Here is a 17,721-nt window from a genome sequence, read left to right as displayed (position 1 = left end):
AAAAACACTTACACACCTCTATTTAAAGTAATTTATTTTCACGTCTTTTCGCTGATCCAACAAAATATTTTATTTCTTATCCACTACAATTCTCTCTGCCCTGTTAGCAATTTCCCATGCAGTAGCAAAAACAAGCTGTGCTCTTTTTTCAAGCAAAGGATAGTCAATTTTCTCAGGATCATCTGTCGGTTTGTGATAATCTTCATGGATACCATCGAAGAAAAACGCCACTGGTACATTGTTTTTAGCAAAATTATAGTGGTCTGAACGGTAATAAAGTTGTTCCGGATCTGCCGGATCATCATATTTATAGTTGAGTTCTAAATTATTCGTCTTTTTGTTAGCAGCTTCATTGATCACTTTTAGCTGGGAACTCAACATTTCTGAACCAATTACATAGACGTATTGTTTCCCCCTGTTTTCGGCATCATCACGGCCTATCATGTCAATATTCAGATCGACCACCGTATTGGCAAGTGGAAATACGGGATTGCTGGTATAGAATTCAGATCCGAACAAACCGTGCTCCTCTCCTGTTACATGAAGAAACAGAATAGATCTTTTCGGACCTTTTCCGGCCTTTTTAGCCTCCTGAAAAGCTTTTGCAATCTGCATTACCGCTACTGTACCGCTGCCATCGTCATCCGCTCCGTTGTAGACTACTCCATTTTTGGTTCCTACATGATCATAATGGGCAGAAATAACCACTATTTCTTCAGGTTTCTCACTTCCTTCGATGAAAGCCAGGATATTTTCGGAATCAGGAAGGTTTCCACCACCTCTTTTTTTCATAAATTCAGCAGGAACCTTCTGATAATAGGACCCCAATGCCTTCGGAGGATTAATTCCCAAGCTTTTATAATAATTGATCATATACTCACCCGCTTTCTTTTGCCCCGGACTTCCCGTATCTCTTCCTTCCATTTCATCAGAAGCGATCACATATAAGTTTTTCTTTAGTTCATCAGCTTTAATGGTCTTATAGGCAGACAGAAACGCTTTATCCGCTTTTGCTACAGATGTAGACTGTGCTGAGGCTCCTTCAGAAGTTTTCGCTGTTCCGCAACTGACTACCAAAGCCAGACCCAACAACGGGATAAGTATTTTTTTCATATGATAATAATTTTCTTAAAAATAACAAATTTTATTGAATCCCAAAACGTGATACACCGACCGTTCATGTTCATTGGTCGTTTTAATACAATTTTTTTCAAAGATTCTATTGTAAATCTTTAAAATTTTAAGCAGTTCTTTCTGCTCACATATTGAACTCATTTAGATTCCTGTTATAAAGTATGAAAGTCAGCTTTGTCAATACTTACTATTTTCAGACTATTGTTTGAATAGAACTTCTTAATGATGGGTAAAAGTTAAAATAAATCAATATTTCCTGAAACAATAACTTATCTTTTGTAAATATTTAATAACAAAAAGAATATATTTTTACGAATTAATTCAATGAACATCTATTTTTCATATATTTGATATAAATGCAAAATAGATGGAAAGAATTTACGGATTCACACATTATTCGTTTTTCACGGAAATGTCTGAACTTGCGTCCAGAAATAACAGCTTCGACCTTTCTCTGGGTCTCCCCGATTTTGATATCGACATACGGCTGAAAACATTTCTGATGGAAGCCGCAGATCATCAGTGCCATCAATATGAGCCGCTTGCAGGAAATCCTCTGCTCATTAAAAATATCATTACATTCAATGCAGCCAGAGTAAACAGTATTCATCTGAAAGAAAATGAAGTGACTATCATTCCCTGTGCAACTTTTGCTTTACATACGACCCTTAAATCTGTTTTAAATCAGGGAGATGAAGTGATCATCATTCAACCTTCCTATTACACATACGGACCTTCTGTGGTCTTAAACGGAGGTGTTCCCATCTACTATGATCTTGATCAGGACTTCACCATCAATTGGGAAAAATTTCAGCAATGTATTTCTGAAAAGACCAAAGCCATCATCGTCAATTCTCCTCAAAATCCTACAGGAACCATCTGGAAGCAAAGCGACTGGAACCAACTGTATGAATTGATAAAGCATCAGGAAATCTATCTTGTTTCGGAAGAAATCTACGACACGTATTGCTATGACGGGGTTGAACATTACAGTTCTTTTCTTCATCCTGAACTGAAAAACAGGACTTTCTGCATTTTTTCTTTCGGGAAAATGTTTCACACTTCCGGCTGGAAGGTGAGTTATCTGCTTGCTTCCGAAGATCTGACGGCAAAATTCAGATGCCATCAGCAGTATATTTCTTACAGTGCTAATGCTCCCGCTCAATATGCTCTTGCAAAGTATCTTGAAGTATTTGATTCTTCTGAAAACCGCCGGATTATGCAGGGGAAAAGAGATATTTTTAATGAAATGATTGCCTTTACGCCTTTAGAAGCTACAAAAAAGGCTGAAGGAAGTGTTTTCCAGGTGGTCAATTTCAGGAATATTTCCAAAACAATGACAGATGTTGAATTTTCGAAATGGCTGACCGTGGAGAAAAAAACGGCTTGTTTGCCACTTTCTGCATTTTATAATTCCCGACAGAACTCAGATTATGTCCGGTTTAGTTTCGCTAAAAAAGATGAAGTGATTATTCAGGCTTTGGAGCATCTGCAGAAACATCTTTAATAATCTGTATATTTTTTTTAACCACGGATTTCACGGATTGACACAGATGATTGGGTATACTTTTTACGGTATAAAAAATCTTTGATTTTTATGAACTTATGTGATCTTTCTGCTTTCAAAGTATTTAAACTTCAAAAAACTTAAGTGTTTCAAAAAACTTTTGAGCCGTTTGTGGTTGGTATTTTTTCCCACATAATACACGGATTTCCCAGATGATTTTGGTTATTTTCTCTTAAACTTAAAGTCTAATCAATAAAAAGCACCGCCTACAATCAGACGGTGCTTTCTATGTTTAATTAACAATTGATTTTAAAGAGCAAGAACTCTTACATCAATTCTTCTGTTTTTTGCTTTACATTCATCGGTATCATTCGCTTCACAAACAGGATGCTGAGAACCGTAGCCTTCTGCTTCTACTCTGTCTGAAGGAATACCCAATTCAAGCAGCTTCAGTTTTGCCGTTTGAGCTCTCAGGTTGGATAATTTCTGATTGCTTTCTTCATTTCCTGTATTATCTGTATACCCGCCCAGTTTTATTTTTAGGTTAGGATAGGCATTTAGAATTTCAGCAAGATTATTCAACTGTAATTCTGAACCAGCCTTCAGATCACTGGATCCGGTCTGGAAATACAGATTTTCTACCGTATACCAGTTATTAGGATCGATGATCGACTGATCTTTTTGTTGTACAGCATTATACAGTTGAAACAGCCTGCTTCCTTCTCCCAATGCAATTATTTTTCCACCTTTCAGTTTAATTTCCTGAATATTTCCGGTTTCATACACAAAATCACCATTTTCGTTTAGGTGTCCTTTGATCTCTTTCGGAGAAGCAGTTACTGTTTGAAGCTGCGCATGACCTGTCGTTGAGCTGGCATTGGAAGCTCTTGTCAGGCTCTCCAGTTTAGCTTTTCTGTTGGCTTCAATTTTATCTTTATGAATGACCGCCAATGTCGGTGCAATCACTAATGACACAATAGACATCAGTTTGATCAGGATGTTCATGGATGGTCCTGAAGTATCTTTAAACGGATCTCCCACTGTATCTCCCGTTACAGAGGCTTTATGCGGTTCTGAGCCTTTATAATACGTCTGACCATTGATATCCACTCCTTTTTCAAATGATTTTTTAGCATTATCCCAGGCGCCACCTGCATTATTCTGGAACATTCCCATTAGAACACCGCAAACTGTAGCTCCGGCTAAGAACCCTCCCAATACTTCAGGGCCGAAAATAAATCCAACCAAAAGAGGTGAAATAATGGTAATCGCTCCCGGAAGCATCATTTTTCTGATGGATGCATCGGTAGAAATAGCCACACATTTTTCATATTCAGGCTGTGCCTTTCCTTCCAAAATTCCCGGAATTTCACGAAACTGTCTTCTTACTTCTTCCACCATAGCCATTGCTGCCTGCCCCACTGCCGTAATCGCAAGTGAAGAGAATATAAATGGAATCATTCCCCCAACAAACAATCCAGCCAGAACATCAGCTCTGTAAATATCAATGCCGTCAATACCTGCAATTCCTACAAAGGCTGCAAATAGAGCCAATGCCGTCAATGCTGCAGAAGCAATGGCAAATCCTTTTCCACTGGCTGCTGTAGTGTTTCCAACAGCATCCAGGATATCTGTTTTTTCACGGACTTCTTTCGGAAGCTCACTCATTTCGGCAATTCCCCCTGCATTATCTGCAATAGGCCCGAAAGCATCAATCGCAAGCTGCATCGCAGTGGTGGCCATCATTCCGGCTGCAGCAATAGCTACTCCGTAAAGTCCGGCACATAAATAGGATCCGTAAATACCGCCTGCCAGTACAAGAATGGGAAGCAATGTAGATTCCATTCCAACGGCAAGACCTCCGATAATATTGGTTGCATGACCAGTAGAAGACTGTCTCACAATGCTGGAAACCGGTCTTTTACCCATGGCTGTATAATATTCTGTGATAATACTCATTAAAGTACCTACAACAAGTCCTACCATAATAGCTCCAAAAACCCCCATCTTCGTAAACTCATGTTCTCTGAGTGTCATTTTTTCAGGAAGAAGGTAGTTCACCAGAAAATAGGAAGAGATAGCCGTGATCACAATACTTCCCCAGTTCCCCAAATTTAGGGCATTCTGTACACTTGAAGTGGATAATCCGTCATTTTCATTAATTCTTACAAATAAAGTCCCGATCATGGAGAAAATAATTCCCGTTCCTGCAATAAGCATCGGAAGGAGAATTGGTGCAAAGCCTCCGAAAGCATCATCGGACATTGTTTCTCTTCCCAGAACCATTGTTGCCAAAACAGTAGCGACATACGAACCAAATAGATCAGCACCCATTCCTGCTACATCTCCTACGTTATCACCTACGTTATCAGCAATCGTTGCTGGATTTCTCGGGTCATCTTCAGGAATTCCTGCTTCTACTTTTCCTACCAAATCGGCTCCTACGTCTGCAGCTTTAGTATAAATACCTCCACCCACTCTGGCAAAAAGAGCAATAGATTCTGCTCCCAGAGAAAATCCGGTAAGAATTTCAATCGTTTTTTCCATTTCGTGGGAATCTACCGTAGAATCAGGAGCAAAGATCTGTTTAATGATCAGAAAGAGAGCTCCCAAGCCAAGAACGGCCAATCCGGCAACCCCCATTCCCATTACAGAACCTCCTGTAAAGGAAACCTTTAATGCTTTTGAAAGTGAAGTTCTTGCGGCTTCTGCCGTTCTTACATTCGCTTTAGTCGCGATCTTCATTCCAATGAAGCCTGCCAGAGCGGAAAATACAGCTCCAACAGCAAAGGCAAGCCCGATACTCCAGTGAGAATTGGAATTGGTGGATCCCATCACAGCCAGCAATATCGCGACTACCACTACGAAATAGGTTAAAATCTTGTACTCAGCCTTTAGAAAGGCCATGGCACCGTCAGCGATATGTCCGCTGATTATTTTCATTTTCTCGTTTCCGGCATTCTGTTTACTTACCCAGTTACTCTGCAGGAAAGTATACAACAAGGCGACAACGCCGAAGACCGGAACTAAATAGAACAAATCCATAGTTTATTATTTTAATATTAATAAAAAGTAATTAGTTTTATAAATATAACAAAAAATCCATTGTTTTATTAAGTCTTGTTCTATAATATATTTTTTTGGAAATTTAAAACACTTTCAACAGGTAATTCTGTAAAAGCATTAATTTATTTAATCATTCCCGTATTTCTTAAGATGTAAACTATGAAAAAGGGGAAATACGTTTTTGAAAAAATCAATACAATAGCTTCTATTTCCATTAGAAAACGAGTTATTTACACAAATAAAAAGGCAGATGAAAATTCACCTGCCTTTTTTATCATTTTGGAATGCTGTATTCTAGCCTCCGAATTTTTCTGCGTAATCTTTTTGAGAAGCTTTGATCACTTTCTTAGCGTGCTCAGCTCCGTATACCTCATGAATTCTACATTTTGCAGGCTCATCCGGTAAGTTTTTATACGTTAAGAAGTAGTGCATTAATCTTTTTACTTCAGCTTCAGGAAGTTCAGCGATATCTCTGAAATGTCCGAAAGCATGGTCACCGATCATTACTGCAACGATTTTATCATCTGCTTCACCGCCATCGATCATTTTGAATCCACCGATTGGAATAGCTTCCATTAATAATCCTCCTGAATGAATGTTATGAGAGCTTAATACACAAATATCAAGCGGGTCATGATCACCTTCCGTTACATCATCAGCTCCAGCTTCTACAGCCAGTTTCATTACTTCATTGTGGCAGTATGTTCTTGGAACAAACCCATATAAAGCGGGAATAATATTAGAAAATTTCTGAGGTCTGTCTACCTTTAAAAATCCTGTTTCTTTATCTACTTCATATTTAATTGTATCTGAAGGAACGATTTCCACGAATACATTGACAACATTTGGCGCATCTTCTCCTGCAGAAACCCCGTGCCATGGATGTGCTTTAAAATTTGGAATCATTATTTATCTGTTATTTTTTAAGTTATAATTAAAATTTCTCTTCTAAGGTCTTCTATGGTAGCTGCGATATAATCATCACCTTCCATATAGTTCATGATGAAAATGGTTTTGAATTCTTCAAGATCTGCGTTCGCATTCAGCCCGTCATAGGTTTTGTGAAGTAAATCTATCAAAGCATTTTTGGAATCTACGATATTCTTCCATGAATTTTTCGTAACATACAGCTGCTGTGAAGTATTGTACTCAAACTCATCATTGATGGTTTTTTCGGTCAGAAAGATGAATTCATTCGGAGCCAGCCCCTTATCAAACTTCTGAATAAGGTTTGAAGGCTTCATCCTTTCCAGGAACAAAGTCATCCTTTCATAAGAATGGGCCTTGTTTTCAGCATTCGATTTTACAGAAAGCAGTTTGATTTCCTGATTCTTAAGGGTAATGTACGAGTGTACAAATTGTCTCAGCAAAACCAGAAAAGGAATTGCGATAATCAATGCAAAAGCATACGGTAAATATCCTGAAAAACTACCCATAATTTTAGACCGCAAAATTACTAATTATTTTCCGGCTTCTAAAGAGTTTTTGAATATATCGGTCTTAGAATTTTGAATATAAATCAGAGAGGATGATGAGGAGATACAAACCGATCATCATTCTGTTGCCCAAACTCGGAAAATCAAAGAAAAATAAATCTACATCCTTAAAAATAAGAGAAGAATTTAATGCTTTGAAATAATTGGTGGATTACATTTCAAAAAGCGCAGGCCTTTGGGTAACTTCATGATAACACACACTGTTTTCATCAAAAAAATGATACACAAGGCTTTTTCTGGTTCTGTTCTTATCAGTATGAGGTTCGCCGCCGTGAAGGATGTTGGCGTGCCAAATTAACATATCCCCTTTTTTAGCTTTAAAAATTTCTTTTTTCAGACCTAATTCCTTGACTTTATCTTCTAAAAATTCTTCATAAGCTCTGTAGCTTTTTTTACCGATTCGGATGGTATCTCCTTCATTTTCATAATCAGAATTGAGGAAATAAGGAAGTTTGTGACTTCCCGGAATATAATGAAGAGCGCCATTAGTTTCATCCACATCTTCCAGAGCAATCCATACTCCAAGAAGTCCGCCTAACGGATAAGTCGTCATGTGAATACTATCGGAATGTGTTTTCTGCTGACTGCCGTTAATGAAATTGATACTCTGAAAAAGCTTGGCTTTACCATCTAAAAGTACAGATAGAAAATCCAGGAGCTTCTTATCACTTCCGATACTTTTAATGATCTCGGAATGATGAATAGCAAACATAAGTTTTCCTCCATAAATGAATTTCAGGGTACCATTTTCCATCAGTGTCTCAATTTCACTGTTGATCCTGTCAGCATCATCTGTAGTGATAAAATTCCTTAAAATCATATAGCCGTTATCATCATACTTCAGCGCACTTTCTTTATTTTCATCTGATAGTTCATTGAAAAAATCTGTATGGATGAGTTTCTCCTGACCAATAGTTCTTTCCGAAGCCGGAAGATGAGCAAAATCAGAACTGGAAATGCTGGAAAAGTAATTTTTACTAATACCGTACTTTTTATATAAAGGAATATTGTGCTGTAATTTTTTCTTATTAAAAAAATTATAGATGACATAAGGTAGTTTATATTGACGGATCTGCTTTAGCATAGCTGAAATATTAAAATAATAATGTTACAAAGTTACAAATAATATTTAGAACAAATCTAAATAACAATTTTGTTAAGAAAATCTTTTAAGAAATTTATTCTCAATAAAACCATACTCATGGAGCTCTGCACCAAAACTTTTGAAAAAAACTTCAATACCACGGATGTTACTTCCCATAAAATTGAGGGATTTTTCGTGGATATATAAACTCAAAATCCTGTCAATCAGAAAAGAGGCCCCATTCTCTGCTTTATATTCTTCATCATTGATCAAACTTAATAGCGAAAACTGTTTTTTATCTTTGATCAAAACAGCTAAATTAATCAATGAATCATTAAAATAAGCTCCACAAAGTTTAAGTACATTATTTTCTAAAAGAAATACAATATACATTTTGAGTTTTATCCAATCTGCTTCTTTACTAAGTCCTTTAAAATTATTTTTGAAAAACCGCATCGTATTCTCATCAAATTCAATTTCTTTGTAAGTAAGATGCTGAGACACTTTTATAGTAGATTTCCTACCTTTAAAATACTTTTTCCTTTTTAATATAGCGTAATCAGAAATTGGAATAATATAATTTTTCTTTTTTTCTAATGTTGTTGAAAAACTATTATCCTGATTAAACAAATACAAAAAAACTGTATAATTTTTCTTTAAAAAATATAAAAACGCATCATTGATTTTCGGATCATCAGTTTTTGAAAAAATTCCTAACTGCTGGCAGAAAAGCGGCATATGAACAAAATTGATTCTAAATTTTTTATAAATATGAATAGGCATTACAGCCTGATAATCTTTATATACTAAAATGTGCCAGTTTCCAGAAAGCTGATCCAAAATTTCTTTTTGCGAATACCAATTTCTTTGTACTGAATTTTCCAGACATTCTGTATATTTTTTAAAATCTATCTGGCTGTATTTCAATCTTCTAATCATAATAATCCTTCATCTGAGAAACTGCAGTAGGTATCCTGTGTAATAATAATATGGTCTAAAAGCTGAATGCTTAAAGTACTTCCGGCTTCTTTTATTTTTTGTGTGATATTGAGATCTTCTGTGCTAGGTTTCAAGCTTCCTGATGGGTGATTGTGAGCAATAATAATACCTGTTGAAAAATGATCAAGAGCTGTTTTAAATAAAATTCTTACGTCTACGATAGACTGGCTTATTCCTCCCTGTGTCAATTTCGATATATGAACTACTTTATTACTCTGATTTAGAAACACCGCCCAAAATTCTTCCGTCCTTAAATCTGTCAGATGATTTTTAAGAATCAGATAGGCATCACCGCTGTTTGAAATAATAGGTCTGTAAGGGATTTCCTGAACAGATCTTCTTTTTCCAATCTCTAATGCTGCAATAATTGAAATCGCCTTCACTTCACCCACTCCTTTAAATTTCATCAGATCTTTACTGGAAAGCAGGCTGAGCTGGTGCCAGTTGTTATTAACGGATGCCAGAATCTTTCTTGCCAGCTCCAACGCGCTCTCATCTCTGCTTCCGCTTCCCATGATGATAGCCAGAAGCTCGGAATCAGAAAGTGAATTCTTACCTTTCAGTAAAAACTTCTCTCTGGGTCTATCGTCTTCAGCAAGAAATTTTATAGTCATTTTTTTAAATTAGAAGTTAGAGATTAGAGGTTAGGGTTGTGTTTATAAATTACTGATTATAAGCTTCAAATCATATGAATGAATTTAATAAAATGCATATAAAATTACAGGTTTTTTAGATTCGTCAAGATATTTTGCACTCTGGGTCAACGCCTTCAAAGAAAGCATTGGGCACCCTAGACTTAAACAGGCCGGACTTCGGCCTTCCTGATCCGGAACGCATCCTAAAGAATGCAGTACTATCGCCCGCTGCATGGCATTGCTATTAGTAGAATCAAGGCCATTTAGCCGATAAGCTTTTCCAAATTTCCCAATGTAGCTCCCTAATATTTCATATTTCCCGAGTGAGGACTGATAAGAGCCTTCCGTATTGCTGAATTTAAGAGTTTCTGAATTCTGAATCACAGATCCTGAACCGTGGGAAACAACAGCTTTCTGCAATATTGTATCGTTTTTAAGGTCATATACAAAATATCGGTACTTTCCGGAATATGTTTTAAAGTTAATAAAAATAGCCAGATCCTGATTATAGTTTTTCCCCTTTACAAAATTTTTAACTTCCAAAACCTTCGCTACCGGGAGAACTACGGATACTTTATTTTCCTGAGACTCCGCTGTAGAGCAGGAAAGAATAAAAAGAAACAGGAAAATAAATTTTTTCATCAGGGTTAAAGGATTTTTATTCGACGATCATGCCATCTTTCATAACCAGCTTTCTGTCTGTAATTTCAGCAAGATTAGGGTTGTGTGTTACAATCACAAAGGTTTGATTATATTTATCTCTCAAATCAAAAAATAACCTGTGAAGGTCATCAGCATTCTTTGAATCTAAGTTTCCTGTAGGCTCATCTGCAAAAATAATTTTTGGAGAATTAATCAAAGCTCTTGCTACGGCAACTCTTTGCGCTTCTCCTCCCGACAATTGATTAGGCTTATGATTCAGTCTCTGTTCTATCTTAAGATCCTCAAATAAAGCATATGCCTTATCTAAAGCCTCTTTTTCATTGGCCCCTCCTATTTTCGTAGGAAGCAAAACATTTTCTAAAGCTGTAAATTCCGGAAGAAGCTGATGAAACTGAAATACAAAACCAATGTTCTGATTCCTGAATTTTGAAAGCTGCTTATCATTCATATTGATAAAAGATTCTCCCGCAATACTTATCTCCGTATTGTACTTATTGGAATTGCTTGGAAGATCTAAAGTTCCCAGAATCTGAAGCAATGTAGATTTCCCCGCTCCGGATTCGCCTACAATAGAAACAACTTCACCCATTTTGATATGGATATCCACTCCTTTCAATACTTCTAAATTCCCATAAGACTTATGGATATTACTCGCTTTAATCATAACCCAAAAGTACTAATTTGATTTTAAAGTTCACCCATAAAACTCAAATCTCAACAACTTTTTTAAAGAAAAAAATTACATAAAAGCAATATTTTGAAAAGCAAAATCTTTATAAAGTTTTTAATAGCATTACAATCAGAATATAAAAAACTTAGCATTATTAAAATGCAAGAAAATCAAACAGCAAAATCAAATTTTGAAATAAAAAAAAACCTCCCGAAATTGGGAGGTTTAATATTTTACAATCCGGGACTGTTACAGTAACAAAGTTAAAGGACTTTCCAGATATGTTTTTAAAGTCTGTAAAAACTGAGCTCCGGTAGCACCGTCCACCACTCTGTGGTCACATGCTAGTGAAAGCTTCATGATATTTCCTACTACGATCTGACCGTCTTTAACAATCGGCTTTTCAATGATCGCACCTACTGAAAGGATCGCAGAATTCGGCTGGTTGATGATACTTGTAAATGTTTCGATTCCGAACATACCCAGATTTGAAATCGAGAATGTAGAACCTTCCATTTCATTAGCCTTAAGACCTTTGCTCTTTGCTCTTGAAGCCATATCTTTCACCGCTGCAGAGATTTGCGTGTAGTTCATCTGATCTGTATTTTTAAGTACAGGAACCACTAATCCGTCAGGAATAGCCACTGCTACACCCACATTGATATTTCCTCTGTGGATGATCTTGTCTCCTGCCCAGCTTGAATTCACCTGAGGGTGTTTTCTTAAAGCAACAGCAGTCGCTTTAATGATCATATCGTTGAAAGAAATTTTAGTATCCGGTAAAGAGTTGATTTCTTTTCTGGCCTCAATCGCTTTATCCATATTGATCTCCACCATCAGGTAATAGTGTGGAGCAGAGAATTTACTTTCAGCAAGACGTTTTGCAATAATATTTCTTACCTGAGAGTTTGGAGTCTCTGTGTCTTCACCCTGAACGAAGCTCAATGCAACCGGAGCTGCTGCCGGAGCAGAAACAGAAGGCTGAGCCTGTGCCTGAGCAGATGGCTGATAATTTTCAATATCTTTCTTAACAATTCTTCCGTTTTCTCCTGAACCATTTACGCTGTTGATATCAACACCTTTGTCCTGAGCCATTTTCTTAGCCAACGGAGAAATCGCTACTCTGTCAGAAGATGAAGAACTTACAGCCGGAGCTGCCTTTTCTTCTGCTTTAGCTTCAGTTTTCTGTTCAGCCGGTTTTTCAGAAGTCTGAGCCGCTGCCTTTGGAGTACCTACCGCAGAAATATCTGTTCCCGCAGGACCGATAATCGCTAAAACTGAATCTACAGGAGCCGCACCCCCTTCTTCTACACCTTGCTTCAATAATACACCGTTGAATTCAGATTCAAAATCCTGAACGGCTTTATCTGTTTCGATCTCAGCAAGAAGATCTCCTTCTTTTACTGTATCGCCTACGTTTTTGTGCCATTTAGCAACTTTACCTTCTGTCATTGTATCAGAAAGTCTTGGCATGGTAATAATTTCTACACCGGCAGGAACTTCAGCAGTAGTCCGCTCAACGCTGGTAGCATTATTTTCTGTTTTGGATTCTTCTTCAGATTTTTTCTCTTCAGAACCACCTGTAGCAGGAGCAGCAGCTCCACCGGTTAATCCTGAAATATCTTCTCCTTCATTTCCTATAATCGCTAAAACAGAGTCTACAGCAGCAGCAGCGCCTTCTTCTACACCTACGTATAAAAGAGTTCCGTTTATTTCAGATTCGAAATCCTGAACAGCTTTATCTGTTTCAATTTCGGCTAAAATATCTCCTTCTTTTACCTGATCTCCTACTTTTTTATGCCATTTCGCCACTTTACCTTCCGTCATAGTGTCGGAAAGGCGGGGCATCGTAATTACTTCTGCCATAATTTATTGTGTTAATTTGTTAATATGATGATGTGGATGATAAGAACAGTGAACAGTGTATGTACACATCATCTATCATCGAATCAGCAAATTATTTTTTAGTTTTCTAATTTGTCTAAGAATGGATAGTTTTCCTGAGCATAAACATATTCATAGATTTTGTCTGCATCCGGATACGGAGAGTTTTCCATGAATTCGATACACTCATCCACAAAATCTCTTGATTTGTTGTCTACAGTTTCCAATTCAGCTTCTGTAGCCCATCCGTTTTCCAGAATTCTATGTTTCACCAGCTCCATAGGGTCGTCATTCTTATGAATAGCTACCTCTTCCTTGCTTCTGTAAGGTTCAGCATCAGACATAGAGTGTCCTCTGTAACGGTATGTTCTTGCCTCAATAAAAGTAGGTCCGTCTCCTCTTCTTGCTCTTTCAATTGCTTCGTAAGCTGCCTCAGCTACTTTTTCAGGATCCATTGCATCTACGGCAAGGCAAGGCATTTCGTATCCAAGACCTAATTTATAGATATCTTCGTGGTTGGCAGTTCTTTTCACAGAAGTTCCCATTGCATACTGGTTGTTTTCAACCACAAATACTACAGGAAGTTTCCAGTTCATCGCCATATTGAATGTTTCATGAAGCGATCCCTGTCTTGCTGCTCCGTCTCCGAAGAAACAGATATTTACAGCTTTTCTGTCATAATACTTATCTGCAAAAGCAATTCCAGCTCCCAAAGGAATCTGTCCTCCTACAATACCATGTCCACCATAGAAACGGTGCTCTTTGCTGAAAATGTGCATAGAACCACCCATACCTCCGGATGTTCCGGTAGCTTTACCGCAAAGTTCCGCCATGATTCTCTTAGGATCTACTCCCATCGCCATTGGATGGATGTGGCATCTGTAAGCAGTAATCATACTGTCCTTCGTTAAATCCATTGCATGCGTGAAGCCGGCAGGGATAGCCTCCTGACCGTTATACAAATGTAAAAAACCTCTGATCTTTTGTTTTAGATAAAGAGAACGGCATTTGTCTTCAAACCTTCTCCACATTGTCATATCTTCATACCACTTCAGGTATACCTCTTTAGAAAATTCTTTCATGTGCTAGCTCTTGCTTTTTTATGATGAATATTTGAGCAAAATTATAAAAAAAACTTTGTTTTTATCGTATACATACTAATTGTTTTTTTGCTTATAGTGTTATATTTGAATTTTAAACTTGAACATGGACGAAAAACAGCCTTTACTGGTACATAAAATTTCAAAAGTCATCTCAGATTTTTTCAATCCGCTCGTTTCTTTATTTATTTTCTTTATTTATATGAGTGTAAGAGAATATTCCTTAAAAGACTCTATTCTTTATTTTGCCCCTATATTATTAATGATTATTGCTCCGGTGGTTATCTGGCTGGTATGGAATGTAAAGACTGGAAGGTATACCAATATGGATGTTTCAGACCGTGTACAAAGGAAAACGCTGTACATCTTCATTGCTGCGTGCGTCGTAGCTTATCTGATTTTTAACTATTTCAGAAACGGATATATCGATCTTGTTATGCTGTTTATTCTGATCCTTATTTTCACCATGCAGATCAGTAATTTCTACATTAAAAGCTCGATGCATACAGCCTTTAATGTATTTGTAGCCGCCTTATTTTTCACCCTGAACTGGAAAGCAGGATTGGTATGGCTGGGGATCGCTGCTTTGGTGGGACTGACAAGGATTATTTTAAAAAGACATACGGTAAAGGAAGTATTTATGGGTGCCGGAATAGCATTTGTGGTATCTTTTATTTATCTTTATTGCAATATACAATTTCAACATTAAGAACATTCTATGAAAATAAATCATCTTACCGCTGCTGAGGAGAATTTTATGAAGCTGTTTTGGAAGCTTGAATCTTTTTATCTTAAAGACATCATGGAGCAGCATCCTGAACCGAAGCCGCATCAGAATACCGTGTCCACCTACCTTAAAATACTGGTGGAGAAAGGCTATATCACGACTCAAAAAGAAGGAAGAATCTTTAAATACACAGTAGTTGTTCCGTCTGAGGAATACCGAAAGTTTTTACTAAAAGAACTTTCCCATAATTTTTTCAACGATTCAGGAAAGGAGATTCTGGAGTTTTTATTTAACGAAAAATTAATATCCCAAGATGACCTGAAGAATTATTTCGACCTTAAAATTGAGATTGTTCCTGCAAAAATTGAAGAACCTAAATTTGAATACGCAGAAGAGGTCCTGAACCCTAAAAAAGTGAAAAAGACAAAAGCAAAAGACAAGGATATTAAAGATAAGGACAAGAAGAAAAAAAAGAAAAAGGACTAGTTTAGTCAAATAACAACCAGATCATGAAAACGAAATTCCAGGAAATAACCGGAAAAGCACAGGATGTCATCTTACGCTATCCGATGGTTTTAGTCATGGCCCTGCTCTCTTCAATCGGGGCAATTTTGGTCGTGAATAATAGATATGACAAAGAGTTTTTCTTTACGCATTCAAAATTCATTGCCTGCTGTTGTCTTGGAATTTCTTTGATGTTTGCTTTAAAAATCCTTTCGCAAAGAATTGGAAAAAGATTATTATTAGAAGGATTGGGAACCGTTTTCTTGGTAGGATTTTTTTTCATTCTGCCCGAAAGAGAAAAAGATTTTAATGAGGTTCATGGTTTCATTATCGCGATTACATTTCTGCTATCTCATTTGCTGGTTTCTTTTGCCGCATTTTTAGAAAAGGATAAAGAACTCAATTTCTGGCAGTACAACAAGAATCTTTTCGTGAATATATTTCTCACAGCCGTATTCACCGGGGTTCTTACCGGAGGTGTTGAGCTGGCGATTCTGGCGGTAGATAAATTATTTGATTTTAATTTCAATGATAACCTTTATATAGATACGTTTTATACTTTAGCTATTTTCGGAAGCTGTTTTATTTTCCTTCTGTTTAATGAAACCGGCCTGGATTATCTTGAAAAAGACGGGACTTATCCTGTCATCTTAAAATTTTTCACTCAATTCGTCCTGATCCCGTTGCTTTTCATTTATCTGATTATTCTTTATATCTATTCATTCAAAATAGTCCTCAACTGGGAACTTCCACGAGGCTGGGTTTCTTATCTGGTACTGGCTTATAGCATTGTCGGAATTCTTGCGTTACTTCTGGTTTATCCGCTTAAGGAAGAAAAGGCAAAATCATGGGTGAAAGTGTTTTCAAAGCTGTTTTACTACACTATCATCCCATTGATAGTCCTGTTGTTTACAGCCATATTTACGAGAATTTTAGAGTATGGTTATACAGAGCCCAGATACTTCGTATTGTTGCTGGCATTGTGGCTATTGAGCGTAGTTGTTTATTTTGTATTGAATAAAAAAGCAAGTATCAAATTTATTCCGATAAGCCTGTTTGCATTTGGAGCCTTTTCTTTAATTTTTCCATATTTGAATGCATTCAGCGTTGCAAAAAGAAGCCAGAAAAACCAATTGATGACGCTATTGAGCCAAAACAAACTTTTGGTTAATAATAAAATAGACTTTCAAAAGAAAATATCAGATAAACTGGTTGACGAAATTGCCGATAAGTTTGGTTTCCTTGCAGAAAGAAAACAGAAAGATTTTCTTTTAAACCTTCTCGATCCTAAAGCAAAGGAACTTTTAGTCCATGATTTTGATAGCCCTACTTCATGGGGAATCAATAACAGTATTAGAAATGCTTTTACCCACGTAGATAAAATTTCAGATGTTTCAAAACTAGAAAGACTTGTTTTAGAATCAGAAACAAAGGTTACCCTTATTCAGGGATACCAATATCTGATTAATTTCAATAGTTTTAATCAGGAATCCAGAACCATCAATGGGGATACATTTCAGATCGATAACCAGACTGAAGTTAATAATACGAGGGCAATCAAAGTAAGTCTGAATTCGAAAGAAGCCGTAGATTTCAGTTCAGCTATGAATAAGCTGTTTGAAGACAATTCAAGGAAGACAGAAACCGTACGCGTGAAGGAAATTGCAATGGAAAGTGACCTGGGCAAATACCATATCAAAATTATTTTCCCAAGTATAACAAGAGAAAAAGCCTCTTACAATAAGCAATACAATATCTACTATGAGGATGCAGTCATGCTGATCAGAGAGAAATAAATATAAAGCCGTTTCACAACTATGGAACGGCTTTTTTGTTTTACCCCTATTTTTTTTATCCACTTTAACACGTTCGCTTAGTCCAATCAATCTTGATTGACTTATTCTTTGCAATGTTAAAGTATGCATTACTAAGGCAAAATCTTCTTATCAAAAAATTGGATTAGGCACAAAAGTTTTGAACTATACAAAAATTATGTACTCTCGCAGATCATATAGATAGAGCAGATTAAAAAAGTAAAAATCTGCGTCATCTGATTAATCTGCGTGAAATTTTTAAATCATTATACATCCACTGCCTTCATTAGAATCAATTCCATTAATTCCCTCTTTGCTTCCCTTTATAAAATAGTAATTTTCTTTACGTTAAAAAACATGGTCTGTTCCTCAGATTTTGCACGTAATCCTGAACATTCCCAATTATAGATGCAAAAAAAAATATCCCTTTCTAAAATC

Annotated in this window: 15 protein-coding genes; 4 read left to right on the top strand and 11 right to left on the bottom strand. The window is 36.7% G+C overall.

Features of this window, described 5'->3' with window-relative positions; translation table 11 throughout:
- Window positions 1-69: 69 nt before the first annotated feature.
- Window positions 70-1,113 carry a M28 family metallopeptidase gene (locus IW22_RS14735; protein WP_034727735.1) on the bottom strand — a complete coding sequence of 348 codons (1,044 nt, stop codon included), beginning with the start codon at window positions 1,111-1,113 and terminating at the stop codon, window positions 70-72.
- A gap of 388 nt (window positions 1,114-1,501) precedes the next feature.
- On the opposite strand from IW22_RS14735, the gene IW22_RS14730 reads away from it, so the two are divergent.
- The gene (locus IW22_RS14730; protein ID WP_034727732.1) at window positions 1,502-2,641 is read left to right on the top strand and encodes an aminotransferase class I/II-fold pyridoxal phosphate-dependent enzyme; all 1,140 of its coding nucleotides are present in this window, start codon (window positions 1,502-1,504) and stop codon (window positions 2,639-2,641) included.
- Between the two features lie 309 nt (window positions 2,642-2,950).
- Here the strand turns inward: IW22_RS14730 and IW22_RS14725 are convergent, their stop codons facing one another.
- The 10 genes from IW22_RS14725 to pdhA form a co-directional block, all read right to left on the bottom strand.
- On the bottom strand, window positions 2,951-5,686 hold the full coding sequence (locus tag IW22_RS14725) for a sodium-translocating pyrophosphatase (protein WP_034727729.1): 2,736 nt from the start codon (window positions 5,684-5,686) through the stop codon (window positions 2,951-2,953).
- Between the two features lie 315 nt (window positions 5,687-6,001).
- Window positions 6,002-6,613 (bottom strand): inorganic pyrophosphatase, encoded by a 612-nt coding sequence (locus IW22_RS14720; protein WP_034727727.1) that lies wholly within the window; start codon window positions 6,611-6,613, stop codon window positions 6,002-6,004.
- 17 nt (window positions 6,614-6,630) lie between these two features.
- Entirely contained in the window at window positions 6,631-7,143 is a 513-nt protein-coding gene (locus IW22_RS14715; protein ID WP_034727726.1) for a hypothetical protein, read from the bottom strand.
- A 211-nt stretch (window positions 7,144-7,354) separates the two neighbouring features.
- Entirely contained in the window at window positions 7,355-8,287 is a 933-nt protein-coding gene (locus IW22_RS14710; protein ID WP_034727723.1) for a phytanoyl-CoA dioxygenase family protein, read from the bottom strand.
- Window positions 8,288-8,359: 72 nt separating this feature from the next.
- Complete coding sequence (locus tag IW22_RS14705) at window positions 8,360-9,214, bottom strand: hypothetical protein (RefSeq protein WP_131401738.1); 855 nt, start codon at window positions 9,212-9,214, stop codon at window positions 8,360-8,362.
- A gap of 8 nt (window positions 9,215-9,222) precedes the next feature.
- Entirely contained in the window at window positions 9,223-9,900 is a 678-nt protein-coding gene (gene radC, locus IW22_RS14700; protein WP_034727720.1) for a RadC family protein, read from the bottom strand.
- Between the two features lie 84 nt (window positions 9,901-9,984).
- On the bottom strand, window positions 9,985-10,563 hold the full coding sequence (locus tag IW22_RS14695) for a murein L,D-transpeptidase catalytic domain-containing protein (RefSeq protein WP_228384050.1): 579 nt from the start codon (window positions 10,561-10,563) through the stop codon (window positions 9,985-9,987).
- A 16-nt stretch (window positions 10,564-10,579) separates the two neighbouring features.
- Window positions 10,580-11,248, bottom strand: coding sequence for an ABC transporter ATP-binding protein (locus IW22_RS14690; protein WP_034727716.1), 669 nt, complete (start codon window positions 11,246-11,248; stop codon window positions 10,580-10,582).
- 255 nt (window positions 11,249-11,503) lie between these two features.
- Window positions 11,504-13,120 carry a 2-oxo acid dehydrogenase subunit E2 gene (locus IW22_RS14685; protein ID WP_034727715.1) on the bottom strand — a complete coding sequence of 539 codons (1,617 nt, stop codon included), beginning with the start codon at window positions 13,118-13,120 and terminating at the stop codon, window positions 11,504-11,506.
- 98 nt (window positions 13,121-13,218) lie between these two features.
- Window positions 13,219-14,220, bottom strand: a complete 1,002-nt coding sequence (gene pdhA, locus IW22_RS14680; RefSeq protein ID WP_034727713.1) for a pyruvate dehydrogenase (acetyl-transferring) E1 component subunit alpha — start codon at window positions 14,218-14,220, stop codon at window positions 13,219-13,221.
- 124 nt (window positions 14,221-14,344) lie between these two features.
- Between pdhA and IW22_RS14675 the strand changes: the two genes are divergently transcribed.
- From IW22_RS14675 to IW22_RS14665, 3 genes are read left to right on the top strand one after another with little or no spacing between them, the layout of a single operon-like run.
- Window positions 14,345-14,947, top strand: coding sequence for a phosphatase PAP2 family protein (locus tag IW22_RS14675; protein WP_034727711.1), 603 nt, complete (start codon window positions 14,345-14,347; stop codon window positions 14,945-14,947).
- Window positions 14,948-14,956: 9 nt separating this feature from the next.
- A complete protein-coding gene (locus tag IW22_RS14670; protein ID WP_034727707.1) occupies window positions 14,957-15,451 on the top strand; it encodes a BlaI/MecI/CopY family transcriptional regulator in 495 nt (164 codons plus the stop codon).
- 23 nt (window positions 15,452-15,474) lie between these two features.
- Entirely contained in the window at window positions 15,475-17,265 is a 1,791-nt protein-coding gene (locus IW22_RS14665) for a DUF4153 domain-containing protein (protein WP_051891251.1), read from the top strand.
- Window positions 17,266-17,721 lie beyond the last annotated feature (456 nt).

This window comes from Chryseobacterium sp. JM1 (assembly GCF_000737715.1).
In the GTDB taxonomy this organism is placed as follows: Bacteria; Bacteroidota; Bacteroidia; order Flavobacteriales; family Weeksellaceae; genus Chryseobacterium.
Note: the sequence above shows the minus strand (reverse complement) of the source record. Positions and strands in the feature narration are given on the sequence as shown.

Bases quoted from the DNA above. Each gene is read 5' to 3' on its own strand.
- IW22_RS14735 (WP_034727735.1), bottom strand. From the start codon at position 1,113: ATGAAAAAAATACTTATCCCGTTGTTGGGTCTGGCTTTGGTAGTCAGT.
- IW22_RS14730 (WP_034727732.1), top strand. From the start codon at position 1,502: ATGGAAAGAATTTACGGATTCACACATTATTCGTTTTTCACGGAAATG.
- IW22_RS14725 (WP_034727729.1), bottom strand. From the start codon at position 5,686: ATGGATTTGTTCTATTTAGTTCCGGTCTTCGGCGTTGTCGCCTTGTTG.
- IW22_RS14720 (WP_034727727.1), bottom strand. From the start codon at position 6,613: ATGATTCCAAATTTTAAAGCACATCCATGGCACGGGGTTTCTGCAGGA.
- IW22_RS14715 (WP_034727726.1), bottom strand. From the start codon at position 7,143: ATGGGTAGTTTTTCAGGATATTTACCGTATGCTTTTGCATTGATTATC.
- IW22_RS14710 (WP_034727723.1), bottom strand. From the start codon at position 8,287: ATGCTAAAGCAGATCCGTCAATATAAACTACCTTATGTCATCTATAAT.
- radC (WP_034727720.1), bottom strand. From the start codon at position 9,900: ATGACTATAAAATTTCTTGCTGAAGACGATAGACCCAGAGAGAAGTTT.
- IW22_RS14695 (WP_228384050.1), bottom strand. From the start codon at position 10,563: ATGAAAAAATTTATTTTCCTGTTTCTTTTTATTCTTTCCTGCTCTACA.
- IW22_RS14690 (WP_034727716.1), bottom strand. From the start codon at position 11,248: ATGATTAAAGCGAGTAATATCCATAAGTCTTATGGGAATTTAGAAGTA.
- IW22_RS14685 (WP_034727715.1), bottom strand. From the start codon at position 13,120: ATGGCAGAAGTAATTACGATGCCCCGCCTTTCCGACACTATGACGGAA.
- pdhA (WP_034727713.1), bottom strand. From the start codon at position 14,220: ATGAAAGAATTTTCTAAAGAGGTATACCTGAAGTGGTATGAAGATATG.
- IW22_RS14675 (WP_034727711.1), top strand. From the start codon at position 14,345: ATGGACGAAAAACAGCCTTTACTGGTACATAAAATTTCAAAAGTCATC.
- IW22_RS14670 (WP_034727707.1), top strand. From the start codon at position 14,957: ATGAAAATAAATCATCTTACCGCTGCTGAGGAGAATTTTATGAAGCTG.
- IW22_RS14665 (WP_051891251.1), top strand. From the start codon at position 15,475: ATGAAAACGAAATTCCAGGAAATAACCGGAAAAGCACAGGATGTCATC.